The following is an 18213-nucleotide window of genomic DNA, read 5'->3' as shown; positions in this document are numbered from 1 at the left end:
TATCCAAGTATTCCTTCTTTATATTCTTTCACTACCATAAGCTTGAATTTTTCATTATATTTAGACATAAATAAGACACCCCAAAAGTTAGATTCTTTACTCTAACTTTTGGGGTGCAGTACATTATCCATTGATGATACAAGGGGGTTATCTCTATTCATTAATTGTCCATAGACAAAGACAATTTTGTTTTTCTCTAGCTTATTAAGCTACATTTTCAGAAGGATCTATATTTTTCTCATTATATTTCTTCATATCTAATTCACCAAGTGTTTTACTTGTTACAAGTCCTGATACCATTGAACCACTTACATTTAATGCTGTACGTCCCATATCAATTAAAGGCTCAACAGAGATTAATACTCCAGCTAATGCAACTGGGAAATTCATTGTTGATAGAACAATTAATGTAGCAAAGGTTGCTCCTCCACCTACACCAGCAACTCCGAATGAACTAATCATTACAACAGCAATTAATGTTGCGATGAAAGATGGAGATAATGGATCAATTCCTTGAGTCGGTGCTATCATAACAGCAAGCATTGCTGGATAAATACCAGCACAGCCATTTTGCCCGATGGAAACACCGAATGAAGCAGAGAAGTTAGCAATTGATTCTGGAACTCCAAGCTTATTCTTTTGTGCATCAATATTTAAAGGCATAGTACCTGCACTTGTTCTTGATGTGAAAGCAAATGATAATACTGGCATTACTTTTTGCACATATTGTTTTGGACTTAATTTAAATAAAGCTAAAATAATTAAATGAACAATAAACATAGCAATTAACGCGACATAGGAAGCTAAAACAAATTTACCAAGCTTAGCAATAGCGGCAAAGTCACTACCTGCAACTGTTTTTGTCATTAATGCAAGAATTCCATATGGAGTAAGACGTAGAACTAAAGTTACGATACGCATTACAATGGAATGCACAGCTTCAATGATCTTTTGGAAAAATTCAGCTTGCTCTGGATTTTTTCTCTTAATTCCTAAGTAGGCTACGCCTATGAATGCGGCAAAGATAACTACTGCTATAGTAGAAGTAGGTCTAGCTCCTGTTAGATCTTGGAATGGATTAGCTGGTAAGAAACCAAGAATTTTTTGTGGGATAGTTGTACTCTCCACTTCTCCTAGAGATTCTTCTAATTGTTGTCCACGAAGTACTTCTGTATCACCAGCGTTTACATCGATCGCTTTTAAATCAAATCCGGTTGCAGCAGCAATCCCAATTGCAGCTGAAATAGCTGTAGTAATTAATAATGTACCGATTACTAGACCACTAATTTTCCCTAAGTTCGCACTTTTTTGAAGTCTCGTAAAAGCGGAAATAATGGAAACTAATACAAGTGGCATAACAATCATTTGTAATAGCTTAACATAACCACTACCGATTAAACTAAACCAATCGCTTGTTGCAGTAATCGTTTCTGTACCTGGTTCATAAATAAGTTGTAAGATAACTCCAAATACAATACCAAGTCCTAAACCAGTGAATACTCGTTTAGAGAAAGAAACATGTTTCTTTTGCATGTAATATAAAACACCAAGCAATAGAAGTAAAATAATAATATTTAAAATAACATATAAGTTCATCTCAATTTCCTCCTTAAATTATAATCCCTATTGGATAAATAGGGATTAAATCTTCTTTTTGTACAATAACATGTTTATTTCATGTTGTAAATATATAATTGGAAAATAAGTAGAGAGATGGAAATGAAGGGAAAATTATTGCTAACAAAAGAAGAAAGTTCTACATAGAAAATATGATAAGATAAGGAAAAGAAAGTTGGATTGGTGTAGTAAGAAGGAGGTATGTTAATGATGAATCAAACAATAGTAGAATATCCATCTCCTATTGGAATGGTAGAGATTATAGGGTCAGAAGAATATATATACTCGATACTATTCCTGGCAAAGGAAGAACAAGAATATAAAGTAAATTCAAACACCCCAGAAATTGTGAAACAATGTTATGACCAAATGGATGAATATTTCCAAGGGAAAAGAAAAACATTCACTTTCCCCATTAAAATGGAAGGAACTTTGTTTCAAACGAAAGTGTGGAATGCATTAACTACTATTCCATATGGAGAAACAGGATCTTATAAAGATATTGCCAATCATATTGAAAATGCTAAAGCCATTCGTGCAGTAGGAAGCGCGAATGGAAAAAATAAATTAAGCATTGTTCTTCCTTGTCACCGTATTATCGGAGCAAATGGGACATTAACTGGTTATGCTGGTGGCCTATGGAGGAAAGAATGGCTTCTTCTGCATGAACAGAAATTTAAAAATCATAGGATGAAATAATGAACAAAAGAGGATGTCCTAATAAAAATAGGACATCCTCTTCTGTTTATGTATATAGAACATCTATAGAATGTCTATATAGAGTATCAGCTCCACCTACGCTGAATACGCTGATAACCACAGATGTTATCCAACCTATTTATATAATAAATGGAAACGATTACAAAAGCAAATATAGCGGTTTAAAAAGGAAAAGTTTTACAATATAGAATTTTTTGAAAAAACAGTAAGTTAATAGAAAAATTCTTGCATACATAAATCATCCCCATTCAGCAATATTAACGAATAGGAGGTGTAATGATGAATCAACAGAAAGGCGAAAAGATGTCAAACCTTGATTCCATACAGGATAGAGTAAGAGTAGATGAGTTGAAAACAAAGGGTATTACTGTAACAACAAACTTAGACTCTAAGAATGTACTAGAGGATAATCCATACTTTGATCCAAGTAAAACATATAGTAAGGAAGAGTTAGAAAAATTTAAAGCTTTTTTTGGTGATTAGGGAAATAGCATGAAGGCAGCTATCGGTCAAATGAACGGGCTGCCTTGCTTATGAATGCTTTAAAATAGGCTGAAAGAAATGTTAAATTAATAGTTTTGTTAATTGGAAGTAAATATAAGGATGATGGAGGTTTTTAATTAATGAATTTGTTAATTTAATTATAATTTATTTTATTAAATTTATATAAAAGTTATTGACAACGTTTTCAATAAAAGGTATAAATAACTTGTAAGGTATTATTAGAGGAAGATAAGATACAAAGGGGGATACGGAATGAAAGGATTAAAAAGGAAAAGTTAAGAAAAAATAGAAACTCTGGAATACGCTTTATGCTTACGTGTAAACTAGTTTAAGTCAAAAAGACAGCAAAGCCGAACATTCCTAGGTCGATTACCTCCATTTAAAAAGGGAGAAAGCCTATACATAGGGAATTGAATATGAATTAGTAGTGTCAATTACCTGAAAAATATTTTTTCTTATGAAAGTTATAATTATAAAAAATTCCGCTCATTACCTAACTAGTTTAGCAGTTTGATAGAAATCAAAATCTATCTATACTATTATAGTATAAAAATTCCAGTGTTTAAAAGCAGCAGTTCGTATTATTACTTGTTTTCATTAAAGAGACTAAATAGAAGAGGAGAATACAAATGAAAAAAGTAAGAGTAGTGCTTTCTAGTATTTTAATTTTAAGTATGATTTTCTTAGGTGCATGTTCAAGCAGTAGTAGTGGAGATGCAGATGGAAAGAAAGAAATTACTTTCATGTTTAGAGGCGGACCAGATGAGAAAACTGCTTATACAGAAGCAATCAAAAAGTTTGAGGAAGCACATGAAGGCGTTTCAGTAAAAATTATCAATACAGATGCTGATCAATATTCTACAAAATTGTCTGCTGCTGTTTCTGGAGGAAATATACCAGATGTGTTCTATCTTGATTCTGGAAGTATTGCAAACTATGTTGATAATGGCATTATTAAAGATATAACAGAAGAAGTGGAAAAAGCTAACTTCGATTTAAATAGTATTTGGCCATTCGGTACAGAAATCTATCGTTATGATGGAGAAACACCAGGAAAAGGTGCTCTTTACGGATTACCAAAAGATGTTGGACCATTTGCATTAGGATACAACAAAGATATGTTTGAAGAAGCAGGAATTCCTTTACCAGATGTTGATAAGGCTTACACTTGGGAAGAGTTCTTAAAGGTTAGTCAGGAGATTACAAAAGATACAAATGGTGATGGTGAAGTTGATCAATGGGCTAGTGGATTCAACGCAACTTGGACACTACAGTCCTTTGCATATAGTAATGGAGCTTCTTTCTTAAATGAGTCTGGTGATACTGTAACGGTTGATACACCAGAATTTGCAAGTTCTTTACAATTTTTAACGGATTTAACGAACAAATATAATACAACACCAAATGCATCGCAAGCAGAAACGTTAGATACTTATCAACGCTGGATGAATGGAGAATTAGCATTCTTCCCGATCGGACCATGGGATATGAGTACGTATGCAAAGCTTGATTTTGAATATGATTTAATGCCTTGGCCATCTGGTACAACTGGTGAATCTGTTGCTTATGTTGGATCATTAGGATTAGTAGTTTCTGAGACTACACAATATCCAGATTTAGCTACTGAATTAGCTATTTATTTATCCGCAGATGAAAGCGCACAACAAACATTATTAGATGCACAAGTACAAATTCCTAACTTAATTGATATGGCAGAGGAATGGGCTGCTGATACGGAATCTGTACCAAGTAACAAAAAAGAATTCTTAGATATTATTCAAGATTATGGAACTCCTTATCCAACTTTTGCTACTTATAACTCTCAATGGTTAGATGAATTCTGGACAAATATCACGCCTGTAATGCAAGGAAAACAAACAGCAGAAGATTTTGTTAAGGAAATCCAACCAAAAATGCAAAAACTTTTAGATGAGGCAAATGAACAAGCAAAAATGTCTAAATAATAGTAAGAATTAGGATGTCTTAACATTAGGGTCAGTCATACATACACTTGTATGATAGACCCTTTTAAGACAGCCTCATTAGATAAAGAGGTGAGAAAAGTGTCCAGTGTTATAGCTACTAACAGTGAGAAAAATAAAAACCCAAAAATGAAGCCGAAAAGAAAATCAAGTAATCTTTATAAACAAGAAAAACGTGTTGCCTTAATGTTTGTTGCTGCACCAGTTATCGGATTTTTACTATTTTCTGTGTATCCTTTTGCATATTCCGTTTATGCATCCTTTACGGATTGGAATGGATTAAACAGAATGAATTTTGTTGGACTAGATAATTTTATAAAACTTTTCCAAGATGAGTATTTCTATCAAACTCTTTATAATACAGTCTTCTATATGATTGGGATCCCAATTGGACTTGGATTAGCACTACTACTAGCTATGGGCTTAAGTAGAGGGTTAAGAGGAACTACCATATTCAGAACCATCTACTACATTCCAGTTATTTCTTCTCTTGCAGCAATTTCGATTATGTGGGCTTGGGCTTATAATGGTGACTTTGGTTTGGTCAATCAGATATTGGATGTATTTGGTATTCAAGGTCCGAACTGGTTAGAAAATACGGCTACAGTAAAACCTGCGATCATTCTTATGGCAGTTTGGAAAGGGTTAGGATATTCCATGCTTCTATATTTAGCAGCCATTCAAAGTGTTTCTAAAACTTATTATGAAGCAGCTGATTTGGATGGTGCGAATTCTTTTCAAAAGTTTAAGAATATTACATGGCCAATGGTTAAGCCAGTAACCTTTTTCTTAGTAATCACCAATGTTATTGGTGGGTTCCAGATTTTTACCGAAATTAACATTATGACTCCTACAGGTGGACCTTCTTATAGTGCTGCTTCCATTGTATGGTATGTATGGCAAAAAGCATTTAAATATTACCAAATGGGCTATGGGTCTGCAATGTCACTTGTTCTCTTTATCTTCATCTTTGTAGTTACTGTTATACAATTCTACTTTAATAGAAAATCTGATTATAGCTTAGATTAAGGAGGTGTATCCCATGAAAAAGCAAAAGAAAATTACAGATTTATTTATTTACATTGTTTTAACGATAGGTTCCATCTTTATGATTGGTCCATTATTATGGATGATTACAACGTCCTTAAAGGATAAGACAGGTGTATTTGCCTTACCACCTCAGTGGATACCGGATCCAGTACAATTTGATGCTTATACGAAATTATTCCAGTTAGACACATTAGGCTATGGTATCAAAAATACGATTATCGTATCACTTACTGTAACAATTATCGGAACGATTACTTCTAGTATGGCAGCATTTGCTTTTGCGAAATTAAGAATGCCTTTTAAAAACACATTATTCTTAATATTACTGGCATCTATCATGATTCCATATCCAATTATCATGATTCCCCAATTCGTTATGTTCTCAAAAATTGGTTGGGTAGATACTTTGTTACCATTAATAGTGCCAGGGTTATTCGGAAATATTACGATGATATTCTTCCTTCGCCAATACTTAGCAAATGTTCCTTATTCCTTAATAGAAGCAGCTAAAGTGGATGGTGCAGGATATCTACAAATATTCTTTAAGTTAATTTTCCCAGTTATTCGTCCAGCAGTTGCAGCACAATTTATTCTTTGGTTCATGGGTGTTTGGAATGACTATTTAGCTCCTTTAATTTACTTAAATAGTCCTGAAAAACAAACACTACAAGTAGTTATAGCAAACTTAAAAGCTACATATGCTATTCAAACAGATTATCCATTAATTATGGCTGGTTCTGTTGTATCCTTACTACCGGTTCTTATTGTATTCTTGATCTTCCAGAAACAAATTATTGAATCTGTAGCCTTGAATGGTGTGAAAGGATAATAGGAGGACTTCTCTATGGAAATAAAAGAAGAAACTAGAAGAGGCTTGGGATTGGTCGAATCTTATTGCTGGGGAACTATAGGTACACATGACCCGACTATTATAAAAGAAAATGACTACTACTATATGTTTTCAACAGATACACATGCCAATAGTAAGCCTACACAAGGTGCACAAATTAGAAAATCTAAGGATCTAATTCATTGGGAGTTTGTTGGAACAGCTTTAAACGATGTTCCAGAGCTTGCTAAGAATTGGTCTAATGCATCTGGTTTATGGGCTCCAGAAGTTATCAAGTATGAAGATACATTTTATATGTATTATTCTGCCTCTACTTTTGGAAGTACCGTCTCTTGTATTGGGCTAGCAACAGCGAATCACCCAGAAGGTCCGTGGACAGATCAAGGAATTGTCATTAAAACGAATCCTGAAATTGCCACTCATAATGCTATTGATGCAAATGTAATAATCGATAAAGATGGCCAGTATTGGCTATGCTATGGTTCCTTTTTTGGAGGAATTCATCTAGTAAGACTGAATATGGAAACGGGTATGCCTGTTGAAGAAGAAGGCTATGGTACTCTACTTGCAAAAAGACCACAAGAGGTTGAAGGAGCAATAGAAGGAGCTTTCATTCTCTATCACCCTGAGTTTGATTACTATTATTTATTTACTTCCTATGACAGTTTAAATGATAGTTACAATATTAGGGTAGCTAGATCGAAGGATATTACAGGTCCTTACGTGGATATGAATGGTAGGAATATGATCGACACAGATGATTCTCCTCATTCCATTGGAATAAAGCTTGCTGGAAGCTATCAATTTAACGATGATATTGCATGGATTGGTCCAGGGCACAATTCCATTTATACGGAGAAAAATAAACAATGGATGGTTCATCATGTTCGCATAGAAGCATTTTCTCCCTATCATTATGGATTCATACGCGAATTATTTTGGTTGAAGAATGGATGGCCAGTTGTATCACCAGAACACTACGAAAACATTGATGCACAGAGTTATTCCATTAAAGATTTACAAGGTAATTGGGAATGTATCGTATTTGATGAAGATACAACAGTAAAGAAAAGTAATTTGGTTACGGTCGAGGAAAGTGAGTTATTAGAGATTGATTCCTTAGGTGATAATCAGTTTATTTTTAGTAAAAGAGATTTAGAGTTTACTATTTTTCCAGTGAAAGATTGGAAGAAGGATACGGTAACAATAGGCTTTTCTGGTTTAACTAGAAAGGGTAAGGCTATATTCGGAAAGAGGGTTTAAAATATGGTGTGGTCAAATAAAGTGATGATTGTTCTTGATAAGCTGTTAAGTGTCATACTACTTAATGTGCTTTGGATAATAGGTAGTATAGCAGGTTTAGGTGTTTTCGGAATTTTTCCAGCTACATATGCCGTGCATTCTTTAATTAAAGAGGGAGAATTTTCTAATGATTTTCCTTCCTTTAGAAAGCTAGCAAAAGAATTCTTTCTAGCTTATAAGCAGAAATTTTTAAAGATGAATGGAATTGGAATAATCTATTTTGTTCTATTATATGTGCTTTGGATTGATCTACAGCTTGTAAGAGGGATGACTGTTGGATCTGCATTTCTCTATTATCCAGTGCTATTTTTCATCATATATGTTTTGGCTACACTGATTTACACTTTTCCAGTTGCGTTATATACAAAAGGTACATTTAAAGAGAAAGCAAAGTTAGTGATGACTCTTCCTTTATTATTGCCAATACAATCGATAAGTAGTTTAGTATTCTTTCTAGTATTGTTAGCAATAGCTTATAAGTTTAGTATTATCATTCCTTTATTATTAATAAGCACCTACCTTTTATGTATTGATAAGTTTTTATCTGGAGAATTAATAAAAAAAGGAATTATTCGAGGAACAGAAAATGCCTAAAAAATTAATAAAGAAAAGGTTGGCTTTAGGAGTTGCTATTACTCTTATCTTAACTGGCTGTAGTGCAATGCCAGACGAGGTAAAGCAAAAGTTGAAAGAACCAACCTTTGCAGATGTTTCCGTACATGATCCCTCTATTATAGAGGATGGAGGCAATTATTATATATTTGGTTCTCATATGCAATTTGCAAAAACAGAAGACTTCCTTCAATGGGAGCAACTATCCAGTAATGTTGCTGCAAATTCATTAATCCCTAATATATATGATGAATTATCAGAGGCCTTTGCGTTTGCAAAAACAGATACCCTTTGGGCAGGTGACATGATTAAACTGAAAGATGGAAAATATTATATGTACTATTCAGCATGTGAGGGTTCTAGTCCTTTGGCTGTATTAGGAGTAGCAGTGTCTGATCATGTAGATGGACCATATAAAAATAAAGAAATTTTCTTGAAATCAGGAGCAACGAAAGAAGATGGCTCTGCATATGATGCGACAAAAGAGCCTAATGTCATTGATCCAGATGTATTCTATGATAAAAATGGAAAGTTATGGATGGTGTATGGTTCATACTCTGGAGGTATTTTTATTCTAGAGATGGATGAAAATACTGGCTTACCTGTTGAGGGGCAAGGCTATGGTAAGAAGCTATTAGGTGGAAATCATAGCAGGATAGAGGCACCATATATTCAATATAATGAAGAAACAGATTATTATTATTTATTTCTATCATTTGGTGGCTTAACAGCAGATGGAGGCTACAATATTCGCGTAGCAAGATCAAAAAATCCAGATGGACCTTATGTAGATAATTTGGGTCAAGATATGATTAATGCTAAAGGAATAGACGGAACTTTTTTTGATGATGAATCTATCTCCACATATGGAACGAAGCTAATAGGAAATTTCGCATGGGAAAGTGATTTAGAGCTCACGAATAATGGATATGTTTCACCAGGACATAACTCCACTTATTACAAGGAAGATACCAATCAGTACTTTATGTTATTTCATACTCGATTCCCTAATTTAGGAGAAGAACATAGTGTTCGTGTTCATCAAATGTTCTTCAATGAAGAGGGATGGCCATTAATAGCTCCTCTAAGGTATGCGAATGAAAAATTAGATCAATATACAGAAGACCAAGTAATGGGTGAGTATAAAGTGATTTTTCATGAGCGAGATATTACGGAAGAAATTAAAGTGCCTACAAATATAACGATAAAGAAAAATGGAAATATCACAGGTGATTATACAGGTAGTTGGAACGGAACAGATAAGAATTATTTCCATGTAACATTAAATGGTCATACATATAAAGGTTTATTTATCTCTCAATGGGATGAATACCAAGAAGCACAGACAATGGCTTTTACTGGTTTATCAGATGAGGGAGAATCCATTTTTATGGTTCGAAAAGCTACTGAATAAAAGGAGATAGTATCATGACAAATGTAAAAACAGCACAATATAATAATCCAATTGTTCTTCAAAGAGCAGATCCATGGGTATATAAGCATACAGATGGTTATTATTATTTTACTGGATCAGTACCTGGTTATCAAAAAATTGAAGTTCGTAGAGCAAAAAGCTTAAATGAATTGGAACTAGCTGAGAGTGCTTTTGTTTGGAAAGCCCATCCAGATGGACCACTTAGTTCATTAATTTGGGCACCTGAAATTCATTTTGTACAAGGGAAATGGTATATCTATTTCGCTGCAGCTGGATATAATTATCCGGTAAATGGAATTTTTCAACATCGTATGTTTGTTATTGAGTGTGCGGATGAGAACCCTTTAACTGGGGAATGGGTAGAAAAAGGTCAAGTAAAAACAGCTCAGGAAAGCTTTAGTTTAGATGCAACTGTTTTTCAATTACAAGATAAGCTTTATTATGTTTGGGCTCAAAAAGAACCAGCTATTCCAGGGAATTCCAATCTTTACCTTTCTGAAATGGAAAATCCGTGGACACTTAAAGGGAAACAGCTATTGCTATCTATTCCAGAATATGATTGGGAAAAAATCGGTTTCTTAGTAAATGAAGGACCTGCTGTTATTGTGAGAAATGGAAAAGTATTTATTACGTATTCTGCAAGTGCAACAGATGGAAATTACTGCATGGGATTGCTATGGGCAGATGAAAATTCCGACCTTTTAGATGGCTATAGTTGGAGTAAAGCGAAGGAGCCTGTATTCAAAAGTGCTCCAGATAATGGACAATATGGACCTGGTCATAATAGCTTTACAGTAAGTGAGGATGGAGAGGAAGATATTCTAGTATATCATGCTAGACCATATACAGAGATGGATGGAGATCCACTAGATAATCCAGACCGACATGCTCGAGCACAGGTATTTACATGGGATGAAAATGGATTTCCTGTATTTGGAGAACCAGTTAAATAAGATAAGGGTCAGCGGTACTAACACTTAAAGTGTTTATACTGCTGACCTTTTTTTTGTTTATTAATCTTTTAACAGGGTAATAATAACAGAGCATATATTAGTGATTTATTACGTAAGGAGAATTATGATGAATTTTAAAAATTATACCGTTTTTTATGTTTCGGTAGCTATATTACTAGCTCTAGTAATTACTGGAGCAGTTGTTCCAAATGTGTTAGAGAATGCGACTGCTAGTGCACAATCCTTTATAACGGACTCATTTGGTTGGTACTACTTAATTGTGGTCACATTTTTTGTTATTATTTGTTTATATTTATTAATAAGTCCTGTAGGCAAAATTAAATTAGGGAAAAATGACGACAAGCCTGAATTTTCTAGGCTAGCATGGTTGGCAATGCTTTTCAGTGCTGGGATGGGTATTGGACTTGTTTTTTATGGTACTGCTGAACCTTTAAGCCATTATGCTATTAGCTCCCCAACAGGTGAAGTTGGTACGAACCAAGGGATGAAAGATTCCATGAGATATACGTTTTTTCATTGGGGAATACATGCTTGGGCAGTTTATGGGATTGTTGCTCTTAGTCTTGCTTATGCCACTTTTAGAAAAGGGGAAAGCACGCTAATAAGTTCTACTCTAAGACCAATACTAGGTAATTCAATGAATAGAAGTCCTGGGAAAATAGTGGATATTATTGCGGTTATTGCAACTGTCTCAGGTATTGCTACAACTCTAGGATTTGGAGCTGTTCAAATTAATGGAGGATTAGCCTATCTTTACGATATACCTACTTCTTTTACTACTCAATTTATCATCATTGCAATAGTAACTGTGTTATTTATGCTTTCTGCTCTAACTGGTATAGGGAAAGGAATAAAAATATTAAGTAATACCAATATGGTTATTGCATTTGTATTATTTTTATTTGTCTTCCTATTTGGTCACACTTTATTTGTTTTAAATCTATTTACAGATACGATTGGTGCCTATTTACAGAATTTAGTTCGTATGAGTTTTCGAATTGCGCCTTTAAATGCAGAGGACAGACAATGGATTAATGGTTGGACAATTTTCTACTGGGCATGGTGGATTGCATGGTCACCATTTGTAGGTGTCTTTATTGCACGTATTTCTAAAGGTAGAACTATTAGAGAATTTGTTACATATGTATTATTTATTCCTTCTATTATAGGGTTTTTATGGTTTACGGTGTTCGGTGGTAACGCGATGCGAATGGAGCATCAAGGAATAACCAATATTTCATCACTCGCTACAGAAGAGTCTTTATTTGCCTTACTAGATCAATATCCTATAGGTGCTATTTTATCCATTGTAGCTATATTATTAATCGGTGTTTTCTTTATCACCTCTGCAGATTCTGGGGTATTTGTCTTAGGTATGCTTTCTGCGAACGGCATACAAAATCCAAGTAATAGAATTAAAGTTATTTGGGGAATTCTTTTAACAACGATGGCACTTGTCCTGCTATATTCTGGAGGACTACAAGCCCTGCAAAATACGATGATAATAGCTGCCCTTCCTTTCTCTGTTATTATGATACTAATGACCGCAAGTTTATTGAAAGAGCTGCATAAAGAGAAGGAAAAGGGGGAGAAAAAGAGGCTGGGACATACTAAATAAAGCACATAAAAAAACGAACTAGATGGAATCTTTCCATGATAGTTCGTTTTTTTTATGAAATAACTTATTTCTCTTCTTCTTCTTCTTCTTTATTAAACCAAAGTGGCTCCATATCATCTACTTCGCCATTATAATTAATCGTAATTTCTTCGCCAGCTTTGATATCTTTGTGAGCAAAATAATCAAATGTATGCTTTTCAAAGCTTATTTCATAAATAGCATTTGGTTCATAGGAATGATTAAAAAGCATGCCATAGCCAAGAACAATGGCGCTATGATTAATACCATATTCATAGACATAATCCTCTAATACAGTCTTTTCTATATATTTATGTTGTTCATTTGGATATGGAACAACGGGTGCTTCATGAAATAACGTACCTTTTTTGATATCACATGTAGCAAATACGCCTCTATTGAATTCTCCATCACTTATGGAAGAGTTTTTAATTTCAATCACTATTTCTCCACCTACATTTCTAAAAATTATAACTCTACACTACTCTACCATTTAAATTAGAAATTAGGAAATAATATTATAACAAAAAGAACAATACATGGTTATACTCATAATTAGAGGTATAATAAACAAAGAATTTGAAAATCAAAGGAGAAAAAATGAATATTAAACTAACGATACAATATGATGGTGGAAGATATAAAGGGTGGCAGCGACTAGGGAATGGAGACCAATCCATCCAAGGGAAAATAGAAAATGTGTTAACCGAAATGGTTGGAGAAAAAATTGAAATCATAGGTTGTAGCAGAACAGACGCAGGCGTACATGCCCTAAATCAAGTGGCAAACTTCAAAATGGAAAAAGAAATGGAATTATCAGAGATACATTCTTACTTAAATAGATATTTACCGAATGATATTAGCATTCTACAAGTAGAAAATGTACATGATCGTTTTCATGCACGCTATAATGCAAAAAATAAAACCTATGTATATAAAATTTGGAACGAACAATATACTAATCCTTTTATGCGCAAATATAGTATGCATGTGGACAAAGCATTAAATATACAAAAGATGAAAGCTGCTGCAGAGTATTTCGTTGGTAAACATGATTTCACAGCATTCTCTAATGCGAAATCTAAAAAGAAATCAATGGTTCGAGATATCTATTCTATTCATATTGAAAAAGAGGCTGGATTTATTCAAATAAGCGTAACAGGTGATGGTTTTCTATATAATATGGTTCGAAAAATAGTGGGATCTTTAATCGAAGTAGGTCTCGGGAAAATAAACAGTGAGCAAATTCCCTATATATTAGAACAGAAGGATCGCAGTATGACTGGAATGATGGCAGAGGCGAATGGATTATTTTTAGAAAAAGTAACTTTTTAGGCTTGAAAGTGAACTTAATTAGATGATATTATTTAATTAAATAGTAATTATATAATTACAAATTACTTAGAGCGACGAGGTTTAATAATGAAATATACACAAAATGAAGTTCTTAAACATTACGATTCATCCAAGTATATTACACCAGATGGATATACAGCAGATATTACTGTGTTCACAATCATTTCAGAGAAGACAGAAGAAAAGGCACCTCCTCATATGAAGTTAAAAATGATGCTTATAAAACGAGCAGATTTAGACAGGGAAAAAAGACCAAATATGGAAGGTGGGAAATGGGCTTTGCCAGGCGGATTTATAAATGCAGGAGATAAAGAGACTGCACTAGAAGCTGCTAGAAGAGAGTTGAAAGAAGAAACAAATATAGAAGGTCTCCATATTAAGCATTTCGCTGTATATGACAACGTGGATAGAGATGCCCGTGGGTGGATGATTTCTAATGCTTTTTATGCAATCGTTCCTGAAAATGTCTTGAAAGAGAGAAGAGCAAGCGATGATGCAGCGGAAGTAGAATTGATTGATATGGAAGCCGTGTCAAAATTAGATCTCGCTTTTGACCATGATCAAATCATTAAGGATGCATTAGCTTTCATTAAAAAGGAAATGTTGACAACAACTATTGCAAAAAACTTTCTTCCAAAGGAATTTACTCTATCAGAATTACAAAGAGTGCTCTTACTTTTTACTGATGATCAAAAAATCTCAAATGATTCTGTGTTTTTTACAAAAGCTCCAAAACTTTCATTCATTGAAAAAGCAGTAGACATAGATGGAACACTAAAGAAAACCAATAGGCATTCCTTTAGACCTTCTCAACTATATGTATTTAATCAAGTAGAAGTAGTAGAAAGTATTTACCGTTAATTTTATAAGTGGAAATTGCTTTATGTAATTTTCCCTTTTTTTTAGTTTTTTCTAATTTGTAATATGTAAATTACAAATTAGATTATCACCTCAATTGTATCGAAATAGAATGTTTTTATCATATGTAACTCCATGATTTTCTCGTCTCTTAATATAAAAGGAACTCAAGTAAGAATGATTTGATACAGGATGGGATATCTATATAAAGAGCAAAGATTTTCCACATTTTATAGATGCTACTAAAACGAGCTAATTGTATACTCTTAAGTTAGACGTAAAAAGTACGTTTTGAAATAAACACTCATAGAAAATATAATCCTGTTGGAGGAATGTAGGATGAATTATCAAGATAATAGTCTCATGCTTCATACTGATTTATATCAAATTAATATGATAGAAACCTATTGGAGAGATGGAATTCATCAACGAAAGGCTGTCTTTGAGCTTTATTTTAGAAAGCTACCATTTGAGAATGGATTTGCAATTTTCGCTGGTTTAGAACGTATGGTGGAATATATGAGAGAGTTTCATTTTACAGAAGAAGACATAGAGTACTTACGGAATGAAGTGGGGTACAAGGAGGATTTTCTTCAGTATTTGCATACGTTAACCTTTACAGGAAGTATTTATTGTATGCAAGAAGGAGAACTTGTTTTTGCGAATGAACCTATTTTACGTGTAGAAGCCCCTTTAGCAGAGGCTCAATTAATAGAAACAGCTCTATTAAATATTGTTAATTATCAAACATTAATAGCCACAAAAGCTGCAAGAATGAAACAAGTAATTGGAGAACAAGTGGCGATGGAATTTGGAACACGAAGGGCCCAAGAAATGGATGCGGCAATTTGGGGAACAAGAGCAGCATTCATTGGCGGTTTTTCAGCAACTAGTAATGTGCGTGCAGGGAAGAAATTTGGTATTCCAGTGGCAGGTACACATGCACATGCACTCGTTCAAGCATATCAAGATGAATATGAGGCTTTTAAAAAATATGCAAGTAGTCATAAAGAGTGTGTATTCTTAGTAGATACGTACGATACACTCAAATCCGGGGTACCAAATGCCATTAAAGTGGCAAAGGAAATGGGAGATAAGATACACTTTCAAGCCATTCGATTAGATAGTGGTGATTTGGCTTATCTATCTAAAAGAGCAAGAGAAATGCTCGATGAAGCAGGGTTTAAAGATACGAAGATTATTGCCTCGAATGACCTAGATGAGTACACCATAGTGAATTTACAAGCACAGGGAGCAAAAATTGATATTTGGGGAATTGGCACTAAGTTAATTACAGGATATGATCAACCCGCCTTGGGTGCAGTTTATAAGCTTGTTTGTATGCAAATGGAGAGTGGAGAGTGGAGAGATACCATAAAAATATCTGGTAATCCAGAGAAAATAAGTACACCAGGGCGAAAACGGGTTTATCGCATTATTAATAGGGAGAATCACCATGCAGAAGGAGACTATATTACTTTAGCGGAAGAAAAGATAAATATGGAGAGGTTAAAAATGTTTCATCCAATTCATCCTTATATCAGCAAATTTGTTACAAACTTTGTTGCCATTGACTTACATCATGCAGTAATAGAAGAAGGGAAAATCAACTACAAGCATGTACCCTTAGCGAAAATTCAACAAAAAGTAAAAGAGCAGTTAAACTTGCTATGGAGTGAATATAAGCGCACCTTAAATCCCGAAGAATACCCCGTAGATTTAAGCGAGGAATGTTGGCAAAATAAACGACAGTGTATAGAAGATATTAATAAGAAGATTCGTGAAGTACAAGATAAATTATAGTACAAAACCATTCGAAAAAAAGCATAGAACGGAAGTAGAATACTTAGAAAATAAAGATTGATGATTAAGAAATTGTCTGATAAAATGAAGGCAATCTAAAGGCTATGTGTGACTGGCGAAATGCGGAGAACCGTAGGGGAGCACATAGTGTCGTATGCCGTTCGCCTGGGCAGAGGTAAGGTGATTTTTCCTTACCTCTTTCTGTTTTTTTTAAGACATTAAAAAAAGATAATCCAAACCTAAAGGAGTAATGGCGATGAGCACAATCATTGTAAATGAAATGAAAACCGTTAAAACATTAAATAATATTGCAGAGAACGGGTTAAAGGTTCTTCAAAAAGGAAAGTTTGTTATTGATAATAATAGTGATCATCCTGATGCAATCCTTTTACGAAGTTTTAATATGCATGGTATGGAATTATCAACAAACATAAAAGCTATTGCAAGAGCAGGTGCAGGTGTCAATAATATACCTGTCGATACATGCACAGAAAAGGGAATCGTTGTATTTAATACTCCTGGTGCAAATGCAAATGCAGTAAAAGAAATGGTTTTAATGTCTTTAATGACTTCTAGTCGTAATTTATTTGACGGTATTACATGGACTAAATCACTTGAAAATCAAGGCGAACAAATTCCAAAGCTAGTAGAAGCAGGTAAAAAGCAGTTCGTAGGAAACGAAATAAAAGGGAAAACCTTAGGAGTAATTGGGCTAGGGGCAATTGGTGCATTAGTTGCGAATGATGCATTGAGCCTTGATATGGATGTTATTGGATATGATCCTTATCTTTCAGTGGATACTGCATGGAATCTTTCTCGTAATGTACAACGTGCTATGACACTTGATCAAGTTTTTGCAGAATCTGACTATATTACTGTACATGTTCCTTTAACACCAGATACTAAGGGGATGTTTAATAAAGAAGCATTTCAATTAATGAAAAAGGGAACTCAAATTTTGAATTTTTCAAGAGGAGAATTAGTGAATGAAGTGGATATGGCAGTAGCTTTAGAGGAAGGTACAATTGGTCGTTATATTACAGACTTCCCTAATGAAGATGTCTTGAAAATGAAAAATACAATTGCTATTCCACATCTTGGTGCTTCTACAGAAGAGTCAGAGGAAAATTGTGCAGTAATGGCTGCTAGACAAGTGAAAGAATTCTTAGAAACAGGGAATATTAAGAACTCTGTAAACTTCCCGAATGCGTCTATTCCTTATGTAGGAAAAAAACGTGTAACAGCATTTCACTTAAATATTCCTAATATGGTTGGACAAATTACCCAAGTAATTTCACACTTCCAGCTTAATATTGCAGATATGGTAAATAGAAGTCGCGGAGAATATGCTTACACAATGATTGATATAGATAATCATGTAGCAGATGAAGTGGTTCCTCTGCTTGCTAATAAGCTTAAGGAAATAGATGGAATGGTAGTAACTAGAGTGATTTAAATAGCAATATAATAACCAAAACAAATAGGCGTAGTTCAGATGAACCGCCTATTTGTTT

General features: G+C 34.0%; 16 protein-coding genes and 1 riboswitch. Of the genes, 14 read left to right on the top strand and 2 right to left on the bottom strand.

All coding sequences use genetic code 11. The features are described from left to right. Window positions 1-204: 204 nt before the first annotated feature. On the bottom strand, window positions 205-1596 hold the full coding sequence (locus tag F9279_RS18170) for an L-cystine transporter (protein ID WP_152115607.1): 1392 nt from the start codon (window positions 1594-1596) through the stop codon (window positions 205-207). Window positions 1597-1827: 231 nt separating this feature from the next. On the opposite strand from F9279_RS18170, the gene F9279_RS18165 reads away from it, so the two are divergent. The 10 genes from F9279_RS18165 (at window position 1828) to F9279_RS18120 (ending at window position 12664) form a co-directional block, all read left to right on the top strand. Beyond that, window positions 1828-2316, top strand: a complete 489-nt coding sequence (locus tag F9279_RS18165; RefSeq protein WP_152115621.1) for a methylated-DNA--[protein]-cysteine S-methyltransferase — start codon at window positions 1828-1830, stop codon at window positions 2314-2316. Window positions 2317-2616: 300 nt separating this feature from the next. After that, window positions 2617-2820 carry a hypothetical protein gene (locus F9279_RS18160; protein ID WP_226793686.1) on the top strand — a complete coding sequence of 68 codons (204 nt, stop codon included), beginning with the start codon at window positions 2617-2619 and terminating at the stop codon, window positions 2818-2820. Between the two features lie 650 nt (window positions 2821-3470). After that, window positions 3471-4805, top strand: a complete 1335-nt coding sequence (locus F9279_RS18155; RefSeq protein ID WP_152115603.1) for an ABC transporter substrate-binding protein — start codon at window positions 3471-3473, stop codon at window positions 4803-4805. Between the two features lie 147 nt (window positions 4806-4952). After that, window positions 4953-5852, top strand: coding sequence for a carbohydrate ABC transporter permease (locus F9279_RS18150; protein WP_152115619.1), 900 nt, complete (start codon window positions 4953-4955; stop codon window positions 5850-5852). A gap of 13 nt (window positions 5853-5865) precedes the next feature. Beyond that, window positions 5866-6702 carry a carbohydrate ABC transporter permease gene (locus F9279_RS18145; protein WP_152115601.1) on the top strand — a complete coding sequence of 279 codons (837 nt, stop codon included), beginning with the start codon at window positions 5866-5868 and terminating at the stop codon, window positions 6700-6702. 15 nt (window positions 6703-6717) lie between these two features. Next, a complete protein-coding gene (locus tag F9279_RS18140; protein ID WP_152115599.1) occupies window positions 6718-7986 on the top strand; it encodes an arabinan endo-1,5-alpha-L-arabinosidase in 1269 nt (422 codons plus the stop codon). 3 nt (window positions 7987-7989) lie between these two features. Then, on the top strand, window positions 7990-8619 hold the full coding sequence (locus tag F9279_RS18135) for a YesL family protein (RefSeq protein ID WP_152115597.1): 630 nt from the start codon (window positions 7990-7992) through the stop codon (window positions 8617-8619). Continuing rightward, on the top strand, window positions 8612-10051 hold the full coding sequence (locus F9279_RS18130; RefSeq protein WP_152115595.1) for a glycoside hydrolase family 43 protein: 1440 nt from the start codon (window positions 8612-8614) through the stop codon (window positions 10049-10051). Before F9279_RS18135 ends, F9279_RS18130 begins: the two co-directional genes overlap by 8 nt. A gap of 14 nt (window positions 10052-10065) precedes the next feature. Next, window positions 10066-11025 carry a family 43 glycosylhydrolase gene (locus F9279_RS18125; protein WP_152115593.1) on the top strand — a complete coding sequence of 320 codons (960 nt, stop codon included), beginning with the start codon at window positions 10066-10068 and terminating at the stop codon, window positions 11023-11025. A gap of 127 nt (window positions 11026-11152) precedes the next feature. Continuing rightward, complete coding sequence (locus tag F9279_RS18120) at window positions 11153-12664, top strand: glycine betaine uptake BCCT transporter (protein ID WP_152115617.1); 1512 nt, start codon at window positions 11153-11155, stop codon at window positions 12662-12664. Between the two features lie 64 nt (window positions 12665-12728). Here F9279_RS18120 and F9279_RS18115 read toward each other — a convergent pair whose 3' ends face one another. After that, a complete protein-coding gene (locus F9279_RS18115) occupies window positions 12729-13124 on the bottom strand; it encodes an SET domain-containing protein (RefSeq protein ID WP_152115591.1) in 396 nt (131 codons plus the stop codon). A 158-nt stretch (window positions 13125-13282) separates the two neighbouring features. Here F9279_RS18115 and truA point away from each other — a divergent pair, with 158 nt between their 5' ends. The 4 genes from truA to F9279_RS18095 all read left to right on the top strand — a co-directional run bounded on the left by truA (window position 13283) and on the right by F9279_RS18095 (window position 18155). Next, window positions 13283-14017, top strand: a complete 735-nt coding sequence (gene truA / locus F9279_RS18110) for a tRNA pseudouridine(38-40) synthase TruA (RefSeq protein ID WP_152115590.1) — start codon at window positions 13283-13285, stop codon at window positions 14015-14017. A gap of 87 nt (window positions 14018-14104) precedes the next feature. Beyond that, window positions 14105-14899: an NUDIX domain-containing protein gene (locus tag F9279_RS18105; protein WP_413463226.1), complete on the top strand. Its 795-nt coding sequence runs from the start codon at window positions 14105-14107 to the stop codon at window positions 14897-14899. Window positions 14900-15235: 336 nt separating this feature from the next. Continuing rightward, on the top strand, window positions 15236-16699 hold the full coding sequence (locus F9279_RS18100; protein WP_152115586.1) for a nicotinate phosphoribosyltransferase: 1464 nt from the start codon (window positions 15236-15238) through the stop codon (window positions 16697-16699). Window positions 16700-16797: 98 nt separating this feature from the next. After that, a riboswitch (ZMP/ZTP riboswitch) is annotated at window positions 16798-16877 on the top strand. 78 nt (window positions 16878-16955) lie between these two features. Then, complete coding sequence (locus tag F9279_RS18095; RefSeq protein ID WP_152115584.1) at window positions 16956-18155, top strand: phosphoglycerate dehydrogenase; 1200 nt, start codon at window positions 16956-16958, stop codon at window positions 18153-18155. The last annotated feature ends 58 nt before the right edge of the window (window positions 18156-18213 follow it).

Origin of the sequence: Bacillus sp. B1-b2, from assembly GCF_009183415.1 — a bacterium.
In the GTDB taxonomy this organism is placed as follows: domain Bacteria; phylum Bacillota; class Bacilli; order Bacillales; family Cytobacillaceae; genus Niallia.
Note: the sequence above shows the minus strand (reverse complement) of the source record. Positions and strands in the feature narration are given on the sequence as shown.